21 protein-coding genes are annotated in these 21,134 nt (G+C 67.7%); 14 read left to right on the forward strand and 7 right to left on the reverse strand.

What is annotated here, in order from left to right; translation table 11 throughout:
• Positions 1-161 precede the first annotated feature (161 nt).
• Positions 162-584 carry an alternative ribosome rescue aminoacyl-tRNA hydrolase ArfB gene (gene arfB / locus E3T23_RS00335; protein ID WP_134368436.1) on the forward strand — a complete coding sequence of 141 codons (423 nt, stop codon included), beginning with the start codon at positions 162-164 and terminating at the stop codon, positions 582-584.
• 121 nt (positions 585-705) lie between these two features.
• Here arfB and E3T23_RS00340 read toward each other — a convergent pair whose 3' ends face one another.
• The gene (locus E3T23_RS00340) at positions 706-2,589 is read right to left on the reverse strand and encodes an FAD-binding monooxygenase (RefSeq protein ID WP_134368437.1); all 1,884 of its coding nucleotides are present in this window, start codon (positions 2,587-2,589) and stop codon (positions 706-708) included.
• A gap of 145 nt (positions 2,590-2,734) precedes the next feature.
• Positions 2,735-3,586, reverse strand: coding sequence for a Cof-type HAD-IIB family hydrolase (locus E3T23_RS00345; protein WP_241977476.1), 852 nt, complete (start codon positions 3,584-3,586; stop codon positions 2,735-2,737).
• Between the two features lie 222 nt (positions 3,587-3,808).
• Here E3T23_RS00345 and E3T23_RS00350 point away from each other — a divergent pair, with 222 nt between their 5' ends.
• The 6 genes from E3T23_RS00350 (at position 3,809) to E3T23_RS00375 (ending at position 11,914) form a co-directional block, all read left to right on the forward strand.
• Positions 3,809-6,763 carry an aminotransferase gene (locus tag E3T23_RS00350; RefSeq protein ID WP_134368438.1) on the forward strand — a complete coding sequence of 985 codons (2,955 nt, stop codon included), beginning with the start codon at positions 3,809-3,811 and terminating at the stop codon, positions 6,761-6,763.
• A gap of 10 nt (positions 6,764-6,773) precedes the next feature.
• Positions 6,774-7,481, forward strand: a complete 708-nt coding sequence (locus tag E3T23_RS00355) for an NUDIX hydrolase (RefSeq protein WP_134368439.1) — start codon at positions 6,774-6,776, stop codon at positions 7,479-7,481.
• Positions 7,482-7,802: 321 nt separating this feature from the next.
• A complete protein-coding gene (locus E3T23_RS00360) occupies positions 7,803-9,176 on the forward strand; it encodes an NAD-dependent succinate-semialdehyde dehydrogenase (protein WP_134368440.1) in 1,374 nt (457 codons plus the stop codon).
• Between the two features lie 86 nt (positions 9,177-9,262).
• Positions 9,263-10,201: an NAD(P)-dependent alcohol dehydrogenase gene (locus E3T23_RS00365; RefSeq protein WP_198416151.1), complete on the forward strand. Its 939-nt coding sequence runs from the start codon at positions 9,263-9,265 to the stop codon at positions 10,199-10,201.
• A gap of 94 nt (positions 10,202-10,295) precedes the next feature.
• Positions 10,296-11,321 carry an aldo/keto reductase gene (locus tag E3T23_RS00370; protein WP_134368442.1) on the forward strand — a complete coding sequence of 342 codons (1,026 nt, stop codon included), beginning with the start codon at positions 10,296-10,298 and terminating at the stop codon, positions 11,319-11,321.
• Positions 11,322-11,413: 92 nt separating this feature from the next.
• Positions 11,414-11,914, forward strand: coding sequence for an SRPBCC family protein (locus E3T23_RS00375; RefSeq protein ID WP_134368443.1), 501 nt, complete (start codon positions 11,414-11,416; stop codon positions 11,912-11,914).
• Positions 11,915-11,946: 32 nt separating this feature from the next.
• Here the strand turns inward: E3T23_RS00375 and E3T23_RS00380 are convergent, their stop codons facing one another.
• A complete protein-coding gene (locus E3T23_RS00380; protein WP_134368444.1) occupies positions 11,947-12,453 on the reverse strand; it encodes a hypothetical protein in 507 nt (168 codons plus the stop codon).
• Between the two features lie 270 nt (positions 12,454-12,723).
• Here E3T23_RS00380 and E3T23_RS00385 point away from each other — a divergent pair, with 270 nt between their 5' ends.
• Entirely contained in the window at positions 12,724-12,897 is a 174-nt protein-coding gene (locus E3T23_RS00385) for a CsbD family protein (protein ID WP_134368445.1), read from the forward strand.
• A gap of 303 nt (positions 12,898-13,200) precedes the next feature.
• Positions 13,201-13,386 carry a hypothetical protein gene (locus tag E3T23_RS00390; RefSeq protein ID WP_134368446.1) on the forward strand — a complete coding sequence of 62 codons (186 nt, stop codon included), beginning with the start codon at positions 13,201-13,203 and terminating at the stop codon, positions 13,384-13,386.
• 123 nt (positions 13,387-13,509) lie between these two features.
• Here the strand turns inward: E3T23_RS00390 and E3T23_RS00395 are convergent, their stop codons facing one another.
• Together E3T23_RS00395 and E3T23_RS00400 are read right to left on the reverse strand one after the other, a co-directional pair.
• A complete protein-coding gene (locus E3T23_RS00395; protein ID WP_134368447.1) occupies positions 13,510-15,123 on the reverse strand; it encodes an isocitrate lyase in 1,614 nt (537 codons plus the stop codon).
• Positions 15,124-15,257: 134 nt separating this feature from the next.
• Positions 15,258-15,656 (reverse strand): ArsR/SmtB family transcription factor, encoded by a 399-nt coding sequence (locus E3T23_RS00400; RefSeq protein WP_134368448.1) that lies wholly within the window; start codon positions 15,654-15,656, stop codon positions 15,258-15,260.
• 100 nt (positions 15,657-15,756) lie between these two features.
• Here E3T23_RS00400 and E3T23_RS00405 point away from each other — a divergent pair, with 100 nt between their 5' ends.
• From E3T23_RS00405 to E3T23_RS00415, 3 genes are all read left to right on the forward strand, one after another.
• Positions 15,757-16,806, forward strand: a complete 1,050-nt coding sequence (locus E3T23_RS00405; RefSeq protein ID WP_134368449.1) for a permease — start codon at positions 15,757-15,759, stop codon at positions 16,804-16,806.
• A gap of 38 nt (positions 16,807-16,844) precedes the next feature.
• The gene (locus E3T23_RS00410; RefSeq protein WP_134368450.1) at positions 16,845-17,087 is read left to right on the forward strand and encodes a thioredoxin family protein; all 243 of its coding nucleotides are present in this window, start codon (positions 16,845-16,847) and stop codon (positions 17,085-17,087) included.
• 223 nt (positions 17,088-17,310) lie between these two features.
• Positions 17,311-17,688, forward strand: a complete 378-nt coding sequence (locus E3T23_RS00415) for a rhodanese-like domain-containing protein (protein ID WP_134368451.1) — start codon at positions 17,311-17,313, stop codon at positions 17,686-17,688.
• A gap of 79 nt (positions 17,689-17,767) precedes the next feature.
• Here E3T23_RS00415 and E3T23_RS00420 read toward each other — a convergent pair whose 3' ends face one another.
• Complete coding sequence (locus E3T23_RS00420; RefSeq protein ID WP_198416152.1) at positions 17,768-18,463, reverse strand: DUF2202 domain-containing protein; 696 nt, start codon at positions 18,461-18,463, stop codon at positions 17,768-17,770.
• A 155-nt stretch (positions 18,464-18,618) separates the two neighbouring features.
• Here E3T23_RS00420 and E3T23_RS00425 point away from each other — a divergent pair, with 155 nt between their 5' ends.
• Positions 18,619-19,308, forward strand: coding sequence for a response regulator transcription factor (locus E3T23_RS00425; RefSeq protein WP_134368452.1), 690 nt, complete (start codon positions 18,619-18,621; stop codon positions 19,306-19,308).
• A 95-nt stretch (positions 19,309-19,403) separates the two neighbouring features.
• A complete protein-coding gene (locus tag E3T23_RS00430) occupies positions 19,404-20,714 on the forward strand; it encodes a sensor histidine kinase (RefSeq protein WP_166806140.1) in 1,311 nt (436 codons plus the stop codon).
• On the opposite strand, the gene trxA is transcribed toward E3T23_RS00430, so the two are convergent.
• Positions 20,711-21,091 carry a thioredoxin gene (trxA, locus tag E3T23_RS00435; protein ID WP_134368454.1) on the reverse strand — a complete coding sequence of 127 codons (381 nt, stop codon included), beginning with the start codon at positions 21,089-21,091 and terminating at the stop codon, positions 20,711-20,713. The two genes, E3T23_RS00430 and trxA, sit on opposite strands and share 4 nt — an antisense overlap.
• Positions 21,092-21,134 lie beyond the last annotated feature (43 nt).

Below are 21,134 nucleotides of genomic sequence, written 5' to 3' on the forward strand. Positions count from 1 at the left end.
AGTTCCCGGGTTCGGCTCGCCGGGGTCTCGGGTCTCGACAGGCTCGACCGGCGTCGACGTGAGTTCCCGGGTTCGGCTCGCCGGGGTCTCGGGTCTCGAACGGTTCGACCAACGGCACGCTTTGGCCGATGCTGTCGCCCGGATCGTGGCACGCTGAGTGCATGGATCTGGAGGTGTCGCCCGCGCTCACCATTCCCGACCGCGAACTCGGCTGGCGATTCTCGCGGTCGTCGGGGCCGGGCGGCCAGCACGTCAACACCTCCGACAGCCGTGTCGAGCTGTTCTGGAACGTCGCCGACTCGGCAAAGCTCTCCGACGACCAGCGGATGCGCCTGCTCACCCGCCTCGCCAAACGCCTCGTCGACGGGGTGATCACCGTGACCGCCTCGGAGCGGCGCTCCCAACTGCGGAACCGCGAGCTCGCACTGGCCAAGCTGGCCGACCTCGTGGCTGCGGGCCTGGCTCCCGACGCGGCCCCGCGCCGGCCGACCAAACCCACCCGAGGCTCGGGCCGGCGGCACCTCGCCGCGAAGCAGCAGCGGTCGGCCACCAAGAAGCAGCGTCAGCGCCCGTCCGCCGAGTAGCACGCCGCGAGAGCGGGTGAATCGTCGCTTAGCGCAGCTCAAAGCGACGATTCACCCGCTCTCGCGGCCGGGAGTGGCCCGCACCAGGAAGTTACCGCACGCGCGCCTACCGCACCAGCGCCTACCGCACCAGCAGCATCTGCCGGAAGAAGGCCGCCAGCTCCGCGGTCGCGGTCAGGGGCAGAACCGTCGCCACGTACATGTCCGGGCGCACCACCACGACGGCGCCACCGCGGTCGATCCCGCGCAGCTCGAAGATGTCGTGCTCCGGGTCGGTCGCATAGAGCTTCTCGTAGTCGATCAGCTCGTACGGGCCGGTTATCGGCAGGAAAACGCCCGGAACCCGGCCGACGTCCACGCCGGTGTGCGGCTGCTGGTACACCACCTTGATGTCGAAGACGCTGTCGATGTCGGCCCCGGCGGGGGTGTGCGCGAGCAGCGGCGACTCGGGGGACGTGCGCATCCACTCGGCCCAGTCGGTCAGAACGGAAGGCGCACCGGATGCCGCGGCATCCGCGAACGCGTATACGCGCCACCGGCCGTCGGCGCGGTGGTGGTGCCCGAGCTGCACCGGGTTGGCGTCTCCGACACGCACCACCGGGGCGGACTTGAAGCGTTTGCCGAGCGGGAACCCGGTCGCGAGCCCCTGGTGGGTGTCCTCACCGATCAGCATCGACGGCGGATACTGCGTCATGAAGCCGGACGGGAACTCGGCGGTCTGAGTGTAGAACTGCTCCAGCGGCACCTCGAGGTCCTCCGACTTCGTCGCCATCAGGGTCGACCAGGTCTTGTCGAAGTCGATCAGGTTCTTCGCGATCACCTGACGCTCGGCCGAGTAGGTGCCGAGCAGCGATTCGGGGCTGCGACCCTCGAGCACGTAGCCGAGCTTCCAGGCCAGGTTGAAGCCGTCCTGCATCGACACGTTCATGCCCTGGCCGGCCTTGGCGCTGTGCGTGTGGCAGGCGTCCCCGGTGATGAAGACCCGCGGAGTGCGTGTGCCGATCTCGTGGGGGAGGAGGTCGTCGAACCGGTCGGTGAGACGATGGGCGACCTCGTACACGCTGTGCCAGGCGACATTCTTCACGTCGAGGGTGTACGGGTGCAGGATGCCGTTGGCCTTGGCGATGATCTCCTCGATCGTCGTCGTGCGCACGGCGCCGTTGTCGTCGGCGGCGACTTCGCCGAGATCCACATACATGCGGAACAGATACCCGCCCTCACGCGGGATGAGCAGGATGTTCCCACCGGATTCGGACTGGATCGCGCACTTCATCCGGATGTCCGGGAAGTCGGTGACCGCGAGCACGTCCATCACTCCCCAGGCGTGGAACGCCTGGTCGCCGGCGAGCGTGCCGCCGATGGAGTCGCGCACGCCACTGCGGGCGCCGTCGGCACCCACCACGTACTTGGCGTGAACGATACGTTCCTGGCCCTTCCTCTCCCCGGTCGTGTGCACGAGCGTCACCGTGACGGGATACTCGCCCTCGTCGGTGGTCTCCAGACTGCGGAAGTCGAAGCCGAAATCGGGCTCCATCCGCGTCGGCGAGTTCGCCATCACCTCGGCGAAGTAGTCGAGCACGCGGGCCTGGTTGACGATGAGGTGCGGGAATTCGCTGATGCCGGTGGGGTCGTCCACGGCACGGGCCGAACGGATGATGCGGGTCACGTCGGCAGGATCCGGCGTCCAGAAGGCCATCTCGGTGATGCGGTACGCCTCGGCGATGATGCGCTCCGCGAAGCCGAACGCCTGGAATGTCTCGACGCTGCGGGCCTGGATGCCGTCGGCCTGCCCGATCGCGAGGCGCTCACCGCGGCGCTCTACGATGCGGGTCGTGATGCCCGGGAACTGGGAGAGCTGGGCGGCGGTGATCATGCCGGCCGGGCCGGTTCCGACGATGAGAACGTCGACGTTGTCGGGGAGCTCGTCGGGGCGATTCAGACCGACCCCCGCGGCGTCCTGGATGCGCGGATCGGTGGACACGTATCCGTGGTGGTGAAACTGCACGGCTTCCTCACTTCTTTGTGGGCTCTGCGTGGGTGGAACGGACGTCTCTGTCTTGTGTGTTCGATAATCGAACACACAGTTCTATTATCGCTTCGTGCGATCATATATCATCCGGCGGTCCGTGACCAGATCAACCGGCGGGGACTTACCGGGCGTGCACCCGCCCGGTTTGCAGGTGCGGCAGGGCAGCCCGGATGCTGCTGATCACACCGGCCTCCGAGTTCGAGGGCGCAAGGTGCACGGCACGCGCCCGGATGCCGGGGTGGCCGTTGGCCATGGCGTAGGAGTGCCCGGCGGCATCGAGCATCTCGGCGTCGTTGAGATAGTCGCCGAACGCCATCGTCTGGGCCCGGCTGATTCCCAGCTGCAACTGCAGCCGCTCCAGCGCCCGGCCCTTGTTGGCTCCCCGGCGCATCACATCGACCCAGTCCGTGCCCGAGACCACGACCGCCGCCGCAAGATCGAGGCCGCGCAGCGCCGGTCCGCTTCGCGCCTCGGCGCAGGCGGGGTCATAGATCGCCAGCTTCAGAACCACGTCGTCGAGGGCGGCCGCGCGCACATCCGTGACGACCTCGACCGCTTTGTAGTACCGGCGCACCTGGCTCACGAATCGTTCGTCGCTGCGCTCGATGTAGGCGCTCCGGGCGCCGCAGACGACGATCCCCAGGTCGGCTCCGGTGGCGGCGGTGCTGCGCACCCAGTCCAGGATGGGGGCGATGATCGGGGGCTCGACGGGTTCAAGGTCGAGGCTGATGCCGCCCTGCACCACGTTGGTTCCGTTTTCCGCGATGTAGATGAGTCCTTCGTGCTCGCCGAAAATGCCGTGCAGGGTCTGGTACTGGCGTCCGCTGGCCGGCACGAACAGGATTCCGGCCCGGTGCAGGTCATCGAGCAGAGGCCAGAAGGCGTCCGGCACGTTGCCCTCGTCGTCGAGAAGCGTGCCGTCCATGTCCGAAACGATGAGACGGATGTCGGAGGGCTCTACGGGGTGGTTCACTGCGGCGGCTTTCGGTCGTTGTTCGGTCCCGGGCATCACGCGGCAATCACGAGTGTTCGCACGCGTCCCTCGGGCGGTGACGACGACGCTGTCTCTCCTGATGATGTCATCCCTGCCCGCCGGGCTCCGAGTTGCGCGCGAAGTGAGCGTTGGGCGCACGTATCGGGTAGCCCGGGTGCCAAACTGTCAGGATTCACTGCACCAGCTGCGAGGAGCGTCGACGTGCCCGGTTTTGATTTCTTCAGTGGCCAGGGGCTGGTGCGCCCGGACATCACGGCGGCGGACGCCGAATCCATGGTGGCGCTGCTCTTCGGCATCGAGGGCACGGCCCGCGAACTCGGCAGCCAGCAGGATCGCAACTTTCTGATCAGCGCGCGCCCCGGTGACGGAGCGCGGCGCCACGTGCTCAAGGTCGACAACCCCGCCTTCTCCGCCACGGAGCTGGCGGCGCAGGACGCGGTGATGGAGTTCCTGGCCGCGCGCGGCATGCGGGTGCCGCAGCCGGTGCGCGGAGTGGACGGCAGCAGCCGCCAGCAGTGGCGGGGAACGGATGCCTCCCTTCTCCCGGTTCGGCTGCTGACCTTCCTCGAGGGCCCCTCGCTCGAGTCGCAGGGCCACCTGGCCCCGCCGGTGGTCAGGGCACTCGGCCGGCTCTCGGGCACCACGGCGCTGCACCTGCAGGGCTTCGCGGCCGACGGGCTCGACCGCACGCTGCAGTGGGACCTGCGCAACGCGAAAGCCGTGATCGACCTGCTGGTGCACTGGGTGCCGGCGGAGGACACCCGGGCGCAGTTGACGGCCATCGCCGACAGCGCCGCCGCGCGCCTGGCGACCGTGGCATCCGCACTGCGGCTGCAGACCATCCACGGGGACATCACCGACGACAACGTGATCTGCGCCGTGCTGCCGAACGGCCATCACATTCCCGAGGGGGTCATCGACTTCGGCGACCTGGGAACCGGATGGCTGGTGGCGGAGCTGGCCGTCACCGCGGCATCCGTTCTGCACCACGTTCAAGGCAATCCGCTGGCGGCCCTCGACGCGATCGTCGCCTTCGACGAGGTCGTTCCCCTGACCGATGACGAGATCGTCGCGCTCTGGCCGCTGATCGTTCTCCGCGGGGCGGTGCTGGTGGCCAGCGGCGAGCAGCAGGTGCGGATCGATGCCGACAACGACTATGCCCGGCACCGGATGGACGCCGAATGGCGGGTGTTCGCCGCCGCCAGCGCGATCGGCTGGGAGGAGGCGGAAGCGGCCATCCGGCAGGGGCTCGGCCGGCCACCGCGCGCCGGTGCCGAACGTCGCCCGGCCGAGGCCGAGGCCGAAACCGTCCTCCCGCTGATTCCCGCACTCGCCGGCGGCGACTACGAGATGCTCGACTTCTCCGTGACCAGCCCAGCGCTGGCCGACGGCCTCTGGCAGGCACCGGATGCCGAGTGGCGCCTCGCGCAGGCCGCCCTCGCCCGGCACAGCGTCGCCGTCGCCCCCTACGGCCAGTTCCGGCTCACCCGAACCCCGCCGCTCTCCCGCCGGGAACCCGACACGTTCGCCCTGTTCACCGAGGTCTTCCTGCCGGCCGGTTCGGCGATCGTGGCACCCGCGCGAGCCACGGTCACCGCGGTCGGCGGCGACACCCTGGTGCTGACCCTGGCCGGTAGCGAGCTGCGCATCGGCGGGATCACGCCCTGCCTCGCGCCGGGGGCCGCGGTCGCCGCGGGGCAGGCCCTGGGCGTGGCGAGCCCGAGCGGCCGGGTGACCGTGCAGCAGCTCGCCCACGGGGGGCTGCACGCCCCACTTTTCACCCAGGGCTCCCGGGCCGCCGCGTGGGCAACCCTCGCTCCGGACCCGGCGCGGTGGCTCGGGCTGGCGCCGCAGGCATCCGTCGTCGATCCGGCGGTCGAACTGGCGCGGCGCGGCGCGGTGATGGCCGCGGCGCAGGAGAAATACTACGAACGGCCGCCGCAGATCGAACGCGGCTGGCGGGAATTGCTGATCGACACGCGCGGCCGCTCCTACGTCGACATGGTCAACAACGTGGCCGTGATCGGGCACAGCCACCCCCGGTTCGGCCGGGCCGTGAGCGCTCAGCTGGCGCTGCTCAACACGAACTCCCGGTTTCTCTACTCGGCGCTCGCCGACCTCTGCGAACGGATCGTGGCCACATCGCCGGACCCGTCCCTCGACACCGTGCTGCTGGTCAACAGCGGCAGCGAGGCTGTGGACCTGGCCCTGCGCCTGGCCCGGATCCACACCGGCCGGAACAACGTCGTCGCCCTCCGCGAGGGGTACCACGGCTGGACGATGGCCTCCGACGCGGTTTCGACCTCGGCGTTCGACAACCCCCACGCCGCGGCCTCCCGGCCCGGCTGGGTGCACATCGTGGATGCCCCCAACGTCTATCGGGGCAGGCACCGCGGCGCCGGGGCGGCAGAGGCCTACGCGGCGGATCTGGCCCGGCTGATGGACGAGGCGGCGGGCCCGGGCGCCGACCTCGCCGCCTTCATCTCCGAACCCGTGCTGGGCAACGCCGGCGGCGTCATGCCGCCCGCGGGCTACCTCGCGCTCGTCTACGAGCAGATCCGCGCCCGTGGAGGGCTGTGCATCGCCGACGAGGTTCAGGTCGGCTACGGCCGTCTGGGCAGCCACTTCTGGGGTTCGGCGCAGCAGGGCGTCGTGCCCGACATCCTCACCGTGGCCAAGGCGATGGGCAACGGCTACCCGCTCGGCGCGGTGCTCACCCGCCGCGACGTCGCCGAATCCCTGGCCGGGGAGGGCAACTTTTTCTCCTCGGCCGGCGGCAGCCCGGTCGGCTGCGTCGCGGGCCTGGCGGTGCTCGACGTGATCCGGGACGAATCCCTCCAGCAGAACGCGGATTCCGTCGGCCGGCACCTTTCGGGCCGGCTCGCCGAGCTCACGGAGCGGCATCCGCTGATCGGAACGGTGCACGGCCTGGGCCTCTACCAGGGGGTCGAACTCGTGCGCGACCGGGACACCCGGGAGCCGGCGACCAGCGAGACCGCCGCGATCTGCGAACGGATGCTGGAGCTCGGCGTGATCGTGCAGCCCGCCTCGGAGCGGCAGAATGTGCTGAAGATCAAGCCGCCGCTGTGCCTGAGCCGGGAGAGCGCGGACTTCTTCGTCGACTGCCTCGATGAGGTGCTGAGCGAGGGCTGGTAGCGTGCACGGCGTGGCTGATCATCCCCGCGCCGAGCTCGCGGCGCTCTGCGAGCGCGGCCTGGACTGGAACACCGACCTCTCACGTCTGTCCCGCGTGTTGCCGGACCCGTCCAGCGCACGCCGGGCCGCCGTCCTCGTGCTCTTCGGGGTGCTCGACTCCGTACTTCCACCGAGTCCCGCACAGGCGCCCGCGCCGGGCCCCGGCAGTCGGCAGGTGAGCCGTGACCTGGATGTGCTCCTGTTGCGCCGGGCCGCGACGCTCGGGAGTCACCCGGGGCAGATCGCCTTCCCGGGCGGCCGGCTGGAGGAATCCGACGCCGGCCCGATCGCGGCGGCGCTGCGCGAGGCCGTCGAGGAGACGGGACTCGACCCGGCCGGGCTCGAACCGCTCGGCACCCTGCCGGCGCTGGCGGTGCCGGTGAGTAACCATCTCGTCACGCCCGTGCCGGCGTGGTGGACACGCCCGTCCCAGGTGGCCGCCATCGACCACGATGAAACTTTCGAGGTGTTCCGGATGCCCGTGGCGGATCTGCTCGACCCGGTCAACCGGGTGAGCACGGCCCACGCGTTCGGGAACCGGACCTACCGGGCGCCGGCGTTCACCGTCGGCGGCAAGCTGGTGTGGGGGTTCACCGCCATCGTGCTGTCGCGCATGTTCGAGGAGCTCCGGTGGGCGACCCCGTGGGATCAAGACCGGGTCGTCAAACCCGACAGCTGAACGGCACCTTGCCGTCGGTGGAGCAGTGGTACACCGGGATCGACCACGCCGCGCTGGCGCCCCTTCGTGCCGAAGGGGCTGCGGCTACAGCTGCAGGGGAGTCTCCCCAGAGTGACGGACCCGAGGGAATCGTGAACGGTTTTCAAAAGGGCCTGCAGCAGTCCGGCGTCAGGCCGCCGAACGTTCATCGGGAGTATTACAACCTCCGTTGAGAATAAATGCCCTGACTGCGGCAGACTGTAACGACACGAGCGCGCCCCTGCTCCCGCAGCAGCGGTCCGTTCTCGATCGGCGTCAGCGAAGAAAGCTTGGGGAGAAATAATGAACAAGTACACAGTCACGAACCCCGCCACCGGGGCGAGCGGAGCAAGCTTTGCTCTGGCAACGGATGCCGAGGTGACCGACGCCATCGGGGCCGCAGACCGTGCCCACAGCGAGTTCTCCCGTGGCACGTCGGTGACCGAGCGTGCCGCCCTCATGCAGCGTGTCGCGGACCTGCACACCGAGCGCCGCGAGCACCTAGCCGAGCTCATCGTGCGTGAGATGGGCAAGCCCGTCGAGCAGGCACTCGGAGAGGTCGACTTCTCAGCCGACATCTACTCCTACTATGCGACCCACGGCGAGGCCTTCCTCGCCGACGAACCGATCGAACTGCTCGGTGGTGAGGGCTCGGCATTCATCCGTAGCGCCTCCCTCGGGGTGCTCCTCGGGATCATGCCGTGGAACTTCCCCTACTACCAGGTCGCCCGGTTCGCGGGCCCGAACCTGGTGCTCGGCAACACGATCCTGCTCAAGCACGCCTCGCAGTGCCCCGAATCCGCTGCCGCCATCGAGACGATCTTCGCGGATGCCGGCTTCCCGGCGGGCGCGTACCAGAACCTGTACGCATCCAGCGCTCAGATCTCCGACATCATCATTCCGGACCCCCGCGTCTGCGGGGTGTCCCTGACCGGTTCGGAGGGGGCCGGAGCCGCCGTCGCGGAGGTCGCGGGCCGCAACCTCAAGAAGGTCGTGCTCGAACTCGGCGGATCCGACCCGTTCATCCTGCTCAGCACGGACGACCTCGAGGAAGCCGTCGACGCCGCCGTCGCCGCCCGCATCGACAACTCCGGCCAGTCCTGCAACGCGGCCAAACGCTTCATCGTGATCGACGCCCTGTTCGACGCCTTCGTGGCGAGCTTTACGGCGAAGATGACGGGCAATGTGCCCGGAGATCCCCTGTCGCCGGAGACCACGCTGGGCCCGCTGTCATCCGTCGGCGCCGCCGAAGGCCTCGAGGAACAGCTCCAGCGAGCCGAGGCCCAGGGTGCAACCGTCGCAGCGCGGGGAAGTCGCACGGGCGCCTTCTTCTCGCCGACGGTCCTCACCGACGTGTCCCCGCAGAGCGACGCCTACCGGGAAGAGTTCTTCGGCCCGGTCGCCGCCGTCTACCGCGTGGCGAACGAAGCCGAGGCCGTGCAGGTGGCCAACGACATCCCGTACGGCCTGGGTTCCTACCTCTTCACGACCGATCCGGAGCAGGCCCTGCGCGTGGCGGACCAGATCGACGCCGGGATGGTCTTCATCAACGGCTCGCTCCTCGACGGCGCCGAGCTTCCCTTCGGCGGAGTGAAGAGGTCCGGCTTCGGGCGGGAACTGGGACGCTTCGGCATCGCGGAGTTCGCCAACAAGAAGCTCATCCGCATTCTCAAGTGACGAGCGGTGCCCGTTCCGATCGGCCGCGAACCGGCTGAGGTCCAGCCATGAGGGCAGCGGTTCACACGAAGTACGGTCCTCCGGACGTGGTTCGGGTGTCAGACGTCGGCACACCGACCGCCGGGCACGGCGAGGTGCTCGTGAAGGTGCACGCGACCACGGTGAATCGCACCGACTGCGCCAACCGGGCCGCGAATCCCTTCTTCATGAGACTCTTCACCGGGCTCACCGCCCCACGGATGACCGTGCTCGGCTGCGAGTTCGCGGGAGTCGTCGAGGCGGTCGGCACCGGTGTCACGTCTTTCACGGTCGGCGACCGGGTCTTCGGTTACAACGAGGGACCGTTCGGTGCGCACGCGGAGTACCTGACGGTTGCGGCGGACGGCGCGATCGCGATCATGCCGGCGAATCTGACCTATGCGGAGGCGGCTCCCAGCACGGAGGGGGCGCACTATGCCCTCGTGCAAATCCGGGCGGCGAAGATTCGGAGCGGGCAGGACGTGCTCGTCTATGGTGCGTCAGGAGCCATCGGCTCGGCGGCGGTGCAGTTGGTGAAGAGTCTCCGTGCTCAGGTGACCGCCGTCTGCGGCACGAACAGCATGGATCTGGTCAGAGGTCTGGGCGCCGACCGGGTCATCGACTACACGGTCCAGGATTTCACTCTCGATGACCAGCGCTACGACGTGATCCTCGATGCGGTCGGCAAGAGCTCTTTCGGCCAGTGCAAGCGCCTCCTGAAACCGCGCGGAATCTACATCTCCACGGAACTGGGCCCCTGGGCCCAGAACCCGTTCCTGGCTCTCCTCGCGCCGCTCCAGCGCGGCAGGAAGGTGCTGTTCCCCATACCGACCCAGACCACCGAGATGGTGGTGTATCTGAGAGGGCTGATCGAATCCGGAGAGTTCACGCCGCTGATCGATCGAACCTATCCTCTGGACGACATCGTGGCGGCCTACCGCTATGTCGAGACCGGGCAGAAAGTGGGAAGTGTCGTCATCACCGTCGCCGGTCCGCCCGACCGCTGACGGCCCGCAGCATACTCTGGCAGACAACGAGGCCATGGGCGCTTCATCTTGAAAAAAGTGGCGCCCCTAGCTCGAAATAGAATAGGAATCGCAGATGCACTATCGCACACTCGGCAACAGCGGCGCGGTCGTTTCGACCTACGCCCTCGGCACCATGACTTTCGGTGCGGAAGCCGACCAGAAGATGGCCCACTCGCTCTTGAACACGTATGTGGAAGCGGGGGGCACCTTCATCGACACAGCGGATGTCTACAGCTCCGGGGTCTCGGAGGAGATGATCGGGACCTGGCTGGCCGCTCACCCGACCGAGCGGGAGCAGATCGTTCTCGCGACCAAGGGCCGGTTTCCGATGGGCAGCGGCCCGAACGATCGGGGCACCAGCCGCCGGCACCTGATCCGGGCGCTCGACGACTCGCTGCGCCGGCTGGGCACGGATCACGTCGACCTGTATCAACTGCATGCCTGGGACCCGGTGACGCCGCTGGAGGAAACCCTGCGCTTCCTCGACGACGCCATCCGGAGTGGAAAAATCGGCTACTACGGCTTCTCCAACTTCCTGGGATGGCAGCTGACGAAGGCCGTGCACGTGGCACGGGCGCTGGGTTTCACGCCGCCGGTCACCCTGCAACCGCAATACAGCCTCCTCGTGCGCGAAATCGAATCGGAGATCGTACCGGCCGCCCTCGACGCGGGCCTGGGGCTTCTGCCGTGGTCGCCCCTCGGCGGCGGATGGTTGTCGGGCAAGTACCAGCGCGACACGGATCCCACCGGGGCCACGCGCCTGGGCGAAGACCCCGCGCGCGGGATGGAAGCCTGGGAACCGCGCAATAAGCAGGAACGCACCTGGCGGATCATCGACGCCGTCGCCGAGATCGCATCCGAGGTAGGTGCCACGAGCGCGCAGGTGTCCCTCGCCTGGCTCGAGGCGCAACCGGCGGTGACCTCGGTCATCCTCGGGGCACGGAGCGTGGAACAGCTCGCGGAAAATCTCTCCGCCGCCGACGTGCACCTGAGCGCTGAGCACCTGGCACGGTTGGGCACCCTGAGTGCGCCGGTCGTCTCCGACTACCCCTACGGTGCGGCGGCGGTCTCGCAGCGCCACCGCGTGGTCGGCTACTAAGAGCGGTCTGTACATGCCGCGGGGGCTGTCGGCGTCGCGAATTCAGCGACATCCTGTTGAGACCAGGTAGAGACGAATAAGGAGAGAAAATCATGACCGTCATCAGTTCCCACAAAGACACCGAGGCGCTCACCCTCACATTCGTGGCCGGTTTCGACGGGAGCCCGGAGCGGGTCTGGCAGCTCTGGGAGGACCCGCGCCAGCTTGAACGCTGGTGGGGCCCGCCGACCTGGCCGGCCACCTTCGAGCGGCACGACTTCGTGCCCGGCGGCCGGTCGAACTACTACATGACCGGCCCGGACGGCGAGAAGGGCCCCGGCTGGTGGGTGACCACGCTGATCCAGCCGCCGCCGCGCCGGTTGGAATTCGAGGACGGCTTCGCCGACGAGAACGGCGATCCGGTTCCCGAGATGGGGTCGGTGCGGGCGGTGGTGACCCTGGAGGAGACCGAGGGACGCACCCGCATGACCACGGTCTCGACGTTCGCGAACCTGGAGCAGATGCAGCAGATGTCCGACATGGGCATGGAGGAGGGCATGCGTGGGGCCATGGGGCAGATCGACACGCTGCTCGCCGAAGACGACAGCGCCTGATCGGTGCGCCGCCCGCGGTGGTCGAGCCCCGCTCAGTGCACCAGCGCCTTGAGTGCGATCAGCGCCAAGCCCATGCCCGCCGTGCCGGCCGCGGTGGCGAGCTTTGCGAGAATACCGGCCTGTCGTTGCCGGGCAGCCCACCAGCCCAGCACCGCGAGGGTGACTACCGCAGCCCACAATGAGAGGTCTACGGCAGCATCCATCGACCACCCGAGGAGTGCGGCGACGCTCAGGCAGGCTACCGGCACAATGAGTGCCCATAACAGCCCGGCTGAGCGTTGCAGCGCCTCACGGACCGCCTCCCGCCAGCTCATCTCACGGTTGCCGACGATTTCGGCGTACACATGCGCGCCCCAGAAGACCAGGACGGTTCCCACCGTGCGGGCGATGAGGGCCGGCAGGCCGGGGTTGTATAGGGAGAAGGCGGAAATGAGACCGGCGGCCAACACAGTGCCGTAGACGGCCTCCGCGTTCAAGGCCCGTGACACCCACGGGGAGCGCCGCAACCGGGCATCCAGGTCGAACCCCGAAGCCTTCACCGCCACCGCCACTTCCGCATTGGCAACTCGCTGCCGCCACGGTCAGCATAGTCGGGCGAGCCGCGCAGGACCGTGCATCGGCAACCACGCCGCGCGGGCATAGGTGGGCGGTCGCGCTCCCGGGCGCACGTTCGACTCGGGATACGCGATTTCGCGTGCACGCGTGACGAACAGGGTCCGCGATGCGTCTTAGAGGTGTATGTCCTACGGCGACGCGCGAACCCGCGCTGGAATGCCGACCACGTAAAACCAACGCGAATCGAGAGTCCAATGAGTGCATCCGACAAGATCCAGAACGCCGCTGAAGACCTCAAGGGCAAGGCCACCGAGACGGTCGGCAAGGCGACCAACGACGACTCCAAGGTCGCCGAGGGCCGGGCCGAGCAGAGCTCCGCCAGCGTGAAGAAGGCCGGCGAGAACGTCAAGGACGCGTTCAAGCACTAGAACGCCAGATCAGACGGATGGCGCGGCGACCCCTATGGGTTGCCGCGCCATCCGTCTGCGTGCTAGTGCTCCCCGCCGTGGGTTCCCGCCAGTCGGGTGTGCATGGTGGTGCTGGCGTCGTTCAGGCGTTCGCGGCGCACCCTGTGGCAGCGGGCGCACGCTAGAACGCACGCCGGCTTCCACAGGGTGCGCCACGAGCCTCCGGCCCGGCTCGCGAGGGCGCAGTGGCACCTCAGCAACGGATGCACTCGGCAGGCCCGGCGACGGATGCGGCGGGCGTCTCCGTTCCACCACAATGTGCATTTGATCTGGTTATCCACAGGCCGCCCTGTGTTGTCCGGCTGGCAGGCTCAGTTCGCGCGGGTCGACGCCCGCCTCGCCGAGCAGATGGAAGCCGTTGCGGGAGAGGATCCGGACGATCTCTGCCTGACGGTCAAGGTGGAGGGCCCTGCCCAGAGCTTGCTGGGATTCGGCGGGAGACGCAACTGATTCGGTCAGTGGGCATCCGCTCACCCGGACACCGAAGAAGCCCCAGTCCGGAGACTGGGGCTTCTTCGTCACGACCTGTGCAGATGTCGAATTAGTGGCTGAGTGCTTTAGTGGCTGAGTGCTTTAGTGGCTCAGGGCAGGTTCTTCGAACTGGTTCATGGTGTTGTTGGTTCCGCCGGCCTTCAGCGCGGCCTCGCCGGCGAAGTACTCCTTGTGGTTGTCACCGATGTCGGAGCCGGACATGTTCTGGTGCTTGACCGTGGCGATCCCCTCGCGGATCTCGCGACGCTGCACGCCCTTCACGTAGGCGAGCATGCCCTGGTCGGCGAAATAGCCCTTGGCCAGGTCGTCGGTGGACAGCGCGGCCGTGTGGTAGGTCGGCAGGGTGATGAGGTGGTGGAAGATGCCGGCCTCGGCCGAGCCGTCGCGCTGGAAGGTGCGGATGCTCTCGTCGGCGATCTGGGCGAGCTCGGTCTCGTCGTAGGTGACGCTCATGAGCTTGGCGCGGTCGTAGGCCGACACGTCCTTGCCCTCGGCGAGCAGGTTGTCGTACGCCTGCTGACGGAAGTTGAGGGTCCAGTTGAACGAGGGGCTGTTGTTGTAGACCAGCTTGGCGTTCGGGATGACCTTGCGTACCTCGTTCATCATTCCGGCGATCTGGGCGACGTGCGGCTTCTCCGTCTCGATCCAGAGCAGGTCCGCGCCGTTCTGCAGCGACGTGATGCTGTCGAGGACGCAGCGGGCCTCACCGGTTCCCGGACGGAACTGGAACAGGTTGCTGGCGAGGCGCTTGGGGCGGAGCAGCTTGCCGTCGCGCTTGATCACGACATCCCCGTTGCCCAGCTCGTCCTCGGTGATCTCGTCCACGTCGAGGAAGGAGTTGTACTGGTCGCCCAGGTCTCCGGGCTGGTAGGTCACGGCGAGCTTCTGCGTCAGGCCGGCACCGAGCGAGTCGGTGCGGGCGACGATGATGCCGTTGTCGATCCCGAGCTCGAGGAACGCGTACCGCACGGCGTTGATCTTCGCGATGAAGTCCTCGTGAGGGACGGTGACCTTGCCGTCCTGGTGGCCGCACTGCTTCTCGTCCGAGACCTGGTTCTCGATCTGGATGGCGCAGGCGCCGGCCTCGATCATCTTCTTGGCGAGGAGGTACGTCGCCTCGGGGTTGCCGAAGCCGGCGTCGATGTCAGCGATGATCGGCACGACGTGGGTCTCGTAGTTGTCGATCTGGTCCTGGATGTCCGCGGCCTTGGCGTCGTTGCCGGCCGAGCGGGCCCCGTCCAGGGCGGTGAACAGCAGGTCCAGCTCGCGGGCGTCGGCCTGGCGGAGGAATGTGTAGAGCTCCTCGACCAGCGCGGGAACGGCCGTCTTCTCGTGCATGGACTGGTCGGGCAGCGGGCCGAAGTCGCTCCGCAGGGCGGCGACCATCCAGCCGGACAGGTACAGGTAGCGCTTGTTCGTGGTCTTCAGGTGCTTCTTGATCGAGATCATCTTCTGCTGGCCGATGAAGCCGTGCCAGACCCCGAGGGACTGCGTGTAGACGGAGGAGTCCGCGTCGTACTCCGCCATGTCCTTGCGCATGATGTCGGCGGTGTACTGCGCGATTTCGAGGCCGGTCTTGAAACGGTTCTGTGAACGCATGCGGGCGACCGACTCAGGGTTGATCGCATCCCAGCTGCTCCCGGCCGCGTTCTTGAGAACTTCGACGGCCTTGGTGTCGTCTTGATAGAGGGTCATGTGCATTCCTTCGACGTTGAATTGTGCAGAGCGTGGACGGCTGTTTTGGCGGCCCGTTATCGGCTGCTACATGAAGACTGCCGCAATAACAAGAGGTCTTCTCCGGGATTCGAGGCAGAACTTTTGCAGTTCTTCTACGATTGAGAAGAAATCCCGAGATTGAGAACCGGTTGCGCCCAGTCGCCCGTGTCCAGGGTTCGGGCGATGGCATGGATGGCCTCGGGGACGACGCGGTAATGCACACTCATCCCGTGCCGCTCCTTGGTCAGGATCCCGCTGGCCTGCAACTTCTTGAGGTGATGGCTGACGGTGGGCTCGGACAGTTTCACGACCGGGGCCAAATCGCAGGTGCAGGCCTCCTGGTTCGGCTGGGCCAGGAGGTAGGCCAGCAGTTGGAGGCGCACCGGGTCGGCCAGGGCCTTCAGGCGCACCGCGAGCGCGATCGCATCAGCCAGGTCGAGGGTGGCGCTGTTTCCCAGAGCGCCGCAGCAGATCGGCGATACATCCTCGAGGAGCGGAAGCGTTTTAGGCATAGGGACATCCTGTCACCTTCTTGACACATATCAAAGAGGTGACGATACTTGTAATTAGATGAACGTCGAATGATTCGTCGTTCCCGGTCAAGGAGCAGCTGTGAGCATCGCCGAACGGATACCGACCACCACTCGTGGCCGGGTCGGAATCCTGGCCTTGGGCGTGGCGATCTGGGCCCTGGTCTACTGGGTCAACGAGTGGCTCTGGGACGTGGTGCTGTACGACGCGTTCGGCCTCGACCCGGAGAGCCGGGTGACCGAGACCATCCACTTCTTCATCTACGACTCGCTGAAGATCCTGCTGCTTCTGGCCATCATCATCTTCGCCTCGACCGTGCTCCGCTCCTTCATGAGTGTCGAGCGCACCCGCGCCTTCCTCGGCGGCAAGCGCGAAGGGGTCGGCAATATCCTCGCCGCGGGCCTCGGGGTGATCACCCCGTTCTGCTCCTGCAGCGCCGTGCCTGCCTTCATCGGGTTCGTCGCCGCCGGCGTGCCGATCGGCGTCACGATGAGCTTTCTGATCGCCAGCCCGCTGGTCAATGAGATCGCCATCGGTCTGCTGCTGACCCTGTTCGGCTGGCAGATCACCGCCCTCTATGTGGTGTCGGGCCTCGCGATCGCGATCGTGTCCGGCTGGATCCTCGGCCGCCTGCACGTCGAGAAGTGGGTGGAACCCTTCGTCTTCGACGTGAAACTCGGCGGCGAGACCATCGACCCCTCCCTCGGGCTGACCTTCGGGCAGCGGATGCAGATGGGCGTCGAAGAGGTCAAGTCCATCATCAAGAAGATCTGGATCTACCTGCTGGTCGGCATCGGCCTCGGCGCCCTCATCCACGGCTGGGCCCCCGCCGAGTTCTTCACCACCTACGCCGGCCCCGACAACCCCTTCGGCGTGCTGATCGCGGTCTTCATCGGCATCCCGCTGTACTCCAACGCCGCCGGGATCATGCCCCTGGTCGCCGCCCTCTACGACAAGGGCCTTCCGATGGGCACCCTGCTGGCCTTCATGATGGCGGTCGTCGCCCTGTCGCTGCCCGAAATGATCCTGCTGCGCCGAGTGCTCAAACCCCAGCTGCTCGCGATCTTCATCACGACCACCGGCCTCGGCATCGTCGCCGTCGGTTACCTCTTCAACGCCATCCTGGCCTAACCCCTCCTCACCGAACCCCTCCCGAAAGGAACCATCCCATGATCATCAAGATCCTCGGACCTGGCTGCAGCAACTGCAAAACCCTCACCAAGGTCACAACGGCCGCCGTCCAAGAGCTCGGCCTGGACGCCACCATCGAAAAGGTCGAAGACTACGCCGCGATCGTCGGCTACGGCGTGATGAGCACTCCCGCCCTCGTGATCAACGAGAAGGTCGTCGTCTCCGGCCGGGTGCCGACACCTCCCGAAGTGCGCGCATTCCTCACCGCCGCCGGCATCTAGGCTTTGCCGGCCCGTGCTGGAAAGCGGGAATGAGGCCCGTGGTGGCGTTCTGGATACCCTAGGGGGTATATTGGTATTTCCATTGAATCGAGAAGGAGCCACCCATGTGCAGTCCCATTCGTTGTAACCGTTGCGGCAAGATCACCTGGACCGGCTGCGGCGAGCACGTCGACAGCGTCATGGCCAATGTCCCGCGCGCTGAGCGCTGCACCTGCAACTAGGCATGAAAAACCTCGTCGCAGCACTCGTCCTGGCCGGTGCCGCACTGTTCGGCCTCACCGCCTGCTCCGCCCCGGCCGCCCCGGCCGCTCAGTCCTCCATTTCGGCCGACGCCGTCGTGATCGACGTGCGCACCCCGGGGGAGTACGCCGCCGGTCACCTCGAAGGTGCGATGAACATCGACGTGCAGGCATCCGACTTCGACAGCCAGGTGTCGGCATTGCCGGCCGACGGCGACTACGTCGTGTACTGCAAGTCGGGCAACCGTTCGGCAGCCGCCGCGGCACGTCTGGCCGAACTCGGATTCACCTCGGTGACGGATGCCGGCGGCATGTCCGCTGCCGCCGTCTCCACCGGTCTCCCGGTCGTCACGACCCCGTAGCGCGAGCACCAGCACACAGCACACAGCACAGCGAAGGGCACCCACAATCGTGGGTGCCCTTCGCTGTTGCTTCCGGCCCTTAGCCGCCGAAGGCGGCGAGGTGCTTCTCTGAAGCGGCCAGCAGTCGCTCGTAGACCTTCAGCACGTCGGGGGCGGTGACGCCCGCGGTCGCGGTGGTCAGATCGGCGATGTCGGTCTCCTCGACCGTGCGGCCGGCCTCCATGGCGGCATCCTGGCTGACCGAGCCGTCAGCGAGCAGGGTGTCGTAGAGCGCCTGGGTGTCGTCGCTCACAAACTCACCGGCCTCCAGACCCACGGTCGGGTCGGTCAACTCATACCGCTCGAGGAGGGTGCGTACGGCATCCAGGTGCCTGGATTCCGACTTGGCGATGCGAGTGAAGACCATCGCGTCGTACTGGGCGTCGAACGCGGCGTACAGGTCCTGGGCGAGCTTCTCCTCTTCGGCCATCGCGGCAAGCTCTGCCTTCTGGTCGTCCGTCAGGGTGCCGCCGGCCACGTCGATGAGTCCGGTGCCGCCACCCATTTTCTGGCCGCCCATTTTCTGGCCGCCGATATTCTGGCCCATACTGCCGTGGTTCAACCGGCCGCCCTGCGTGCCTTCGCCCGGGGCGGACGGCTGGCTGGTGTGCATGGACGCACCGACCTCCGGGGCGTCGACGGTGCGTGCGGTCGCGGTGAGCGCCGGCGTGGCGATGAGAGCGGCGACGACGGCCGCGGTGGTGATCGCCGAGCTGACGATTGTTTTCTTGTTCATGGTGTGCTCCCTGACCTGGTAATTCGTGCGGCTTGTGCTTCTTGCTGATTACACGGTGCCTCCCCGAGGTGCAGGGGCCTTGCGGAGCGTGTGGAGAGTGCATGGAGAACGGGAGCGGAGACATCCGTGCCCGGCCTCCGTCGTTATGGTGAAGTATGGCCAACGTGCTGGTAGTCGAAGACGAACGTGACATTCGTGACGTTCTGCGCCGCTATCTGGAGCGGGCTGGTTTCTCCGTGCTCACCACCGGGTCCGGCGCCGAGGCCCTGCGACTGCTGGCGTCGGCCGATCTGGTGATCCTCGACCTCGGTCTGCCCGACATCGACGGCACGGATGTCCTGCGCGAGATCCACGCACTGGGGAACCTCCCGGTCATCGTGCTGACCGCCCGCAGCTCGACCGACGATCGCATCCACGGTTTGGAACTGGGCGCCGACGACTACGTCACCAAGCCGTTCAGCCCGGCCGAGGTCGTGCTGCGCGTGCAGGCGGTGCTGCACCGCTACAGCGGGATGCCGGCCGTGACCGGGCCGGTGACCTACGGCAACAAGCGGCTGCGGATCGACGAGGGCGAACACAAGGCGTGGCTCGACGGCGTTCTGCTCGATCTGACGCCCACCGAGTGGGGACTCCTGGCCGCGGTGACCGCCGCGCCCGGGCGGGTCTACTCGCGCTACGAACTGGTCAACCGGGTGCGCGGCTACGAGTATGCGGGCTACGAGCGCACCATCGACTCCCACGTCAAGAACCTCCGGCGCAAGTTGGGCGCCGACGGCGCCGACGTGGTGGAAACCGTGCTCGGCGTCGGTTACCGGCTGGGCCTGCGCCAGGACGACGCCCGATGAGGTCCGTCGGTCCCCATCCCCATCCCCATCCCCATCCCCATCCCCATCCCCGTCTCGGGCTCGGTGCCCTCGGGCGCCGCCTCCTGCTCGCCTTCGTGCTGGTCGCGGTCTCCTCGGTGCTCGTGCTCTCCGGGGCCGCCCTGATCGGCGTGGATCGGGGCGTGCAGGTCGCCCAGCAGAATGACCGGGAGCAAATCGCGGCGCGGGCGGCGGCAGCGGCCGCCGACGCCTACCGGCAGGCCGGCGGTTGGGAGCAGGCCGACCTGAGCCGGGTCATCGCGATCGGTGACGCGGCATCCGCCCGCGTGGCCGTGCTGGATGCCGACGGGGAGGCGCTCCAGTCGAGGGCGGCCGGCCGTGGCAACCCCACCGGGCAGGGCGGGGGTCAGGGGCCGGGCCAGGGGGCCGGCCCGAGCGAGAACGTCGTCACGACGCCGATCCTGGTCGACGGCAGCGAGGTCGGATCGGTCCGGATCAACTTCGGCCCCGCGGCCGGCACCCGGGTGATCGACGTGGCCTGGGCCTGGATCGCGGTGGCCGCCGTCGTCGCCCTGATCGTGGCGCTCGCCGCGAGTTGGCTGGTGACGCGCCTGCTCGTGCGGCCGATCCGGGCGATGACGGATGCCGCCCAGTCGTTCACGGCCGGCGACCGGCAGTCGCGCACCACCGAACGGGCCCCGGGGGAGCTGGGCGAACTGGCGGTCGCCTTCAACGACATGGCCGACGCCGTGGTCCGCTCGGACCGGGATCGCCGCAACATGACGGCCGACGTGGCCCACGAACTGCGCACCCCGCTGGCCGCGCTGCAGGCCGGACTGGAGGAAATGCGCGACGGACTCGTGCAGCCCACCCCCGAAGGCCTGGCCGGACTGCACGACCAGTCCCTCCGGCTGGGACGCGTGGTGGCCGACCTGGCCGAACTGTCCGCGGTCGAGACGGCGGGCCTGTCCCTGCACCTCGCATCCGTCGACCTCGCGCAGATCGTGCGGGAGGAGTCGACGGTGCGCGAGTCAGAGCTGCGGGCGGCGGATGTGAACATGACGGTCGACGCGGGCCAATCCGTCCACGTGCGTGCGGATGCCGACCGTCTGCACCAGGCCGTCGGCAACCTGCTGGCCAACGCGGCCCGGTATTGCCGCCCGGGCGACACGGTAGACCTGAGCGTCACTGCGGAAGACCGCCAGGCGGTGCTCCGGGTCGCCGACAGCGGTCCCGGGATCCCGGCCGACGAGTTGCCGCACATTTTCGATCGCTTGTGGCGGGGCCGCGCGGCCGAGCAGGTCGCGGGGTCGGGGATTGGCCTGGCCCTGGTGCGCGAAATCGTCACCAGTCACGGCGGAGCGATCACGGCGGAATCCGCTCCGGGCACGGGGACCGTGATCACGATCCGCCTGCCGAGCCCCTAAACGGAGGCCTGGTCGGAGGCCTGACGGGCCGCGATGCTGGCGTGCACCTCGTCCATGTCGAGGTTCCGCACGGCGGTGATGACCTCTTCCAGGGAGGAGGCGTTCAAGGCGCCGGGCTGGGAGAACACGAGCACCTTGTCCCGGAAGGCCATCAGGGTCGGGATCGAACGGATGCCGGCGGCCGCGGCCAGGCTCGGCTCGGCCTCGGTGTCGACCTTGACGAAGGCGATGTCGGGGTGCTTCTCGGATGCGGCGGTGAAGGTGGGCGCGAACATGCGGCAGGGGCCGCACCAGGCGGCCCAGAAGTCCACCAGCACGATGGAGTTGTCAGTGATGGTCTGGTCGAAGGTTTTCTCGGTCGTGTCAATGGTTGCCATGACGCCAGAATATACCCCATGGGGTATTTTGGTCAAGCCTGCA

Origin of the sequence: Cryobacterium cheniae (genome assembly GCF_004403395.1) — a bacterium.
GTDB lineage: Bacteria > Actinomycetota > Actinomycetes > Actinomycetales > Microbacteriaceae > Cryobacterium > Cryobacterium cheniae.

What these genes read in the sequence shown, in the direction of transcription:
- arfB (WP_134368436.1), top strand. Translation starts at nt 162, where the DNA reads ATGGATCTGGAGGTGTCGCCCGCGCTCACCATTCCCGACCGCGAACTC.
- E3T23_RS00360 (WP_134368440.1), top strand. Translation starts at nt 7,803, where the DNA reads ATGAACAAGTACACAGTCACGAACCCCGCCACCGGGGCGAGCGGAGCA.
- E3T23_RS00370 (WP_134368442.1), top strand. Translation starts at nt 10,296, where the DNA reads ATGCACTATCGCACACTCGGCAACAGCGGCGCGGTCGTTTCGACCTAC.
- E3T23_RS00375 (WP_134368443.1), top strand. Translation starts at nt 11,414, where the DNA reads ATGACCGTCATCAGTTCCCACAAAGACACCGAGGCGCTCACCCTCACA.
- E3T23_RS00385 (WP_134368445.1), top strand. Translation starts at nt 12,724, where the DNA reads ATGAGTGCATCCGACAAGATCCAGAACGCCGCTGAAGACCTCAAGGGC.
- E3T23_RS00395 (WP_134368447.1), bottom strand. Translation starts at nt 15,123, where the DNA reads ATGACCCTCTATCAAGACGACACCAAGGCCGTCGAAGTTCTCAAGAAC.
- E3T23_RS00400 (WP_134368448.1), bottom strand. Translation starts at nt 15,656, where the DNA reads ATGCCTAAAACGCTTCCGCTCCTCGAGGATGTATCGCCGATCTGCTGC.
- E3T23_RS00410 (WP_134368450.1), top strand. Translation starts at nt 16,845, where the DNA reads ATGATCATCAAGATCCTCGGACCTGGCTGCAGCAACTGCAAAACCCTC.
- E3T23_RS00415 (WP_134368451.1), top strand. Translation starts at nt 17,311, where the DNA reads ATGAAAAACCTCGTCGCAGCACTCGTCCTGGCCGGTGCCGCACTGTTC.
- E3T23_RS00420 (WP_198416152.1), bottom strand. Translation starts at nt 18,463, where the DNA reads ATGAACAAGAAAACAATCGTCAGCTCGGCGATCACCACCGCGGCCGTC.
- E3T23_RS00425 (WP_134368452.1), top strand. Translation starts at nt 18,619, where the DNA reads ATGGCCAACGTGCTGGTAGTCGAAGACGAACGTGACATTCGTGACGTT.
- trxA (WP_134368454.1), bottom strand. Translation starts at nt 21,091, where the DNA reads ATGGCAACCATTGACACGACCGAGAAAACCTTCGACCAGACCATCACT.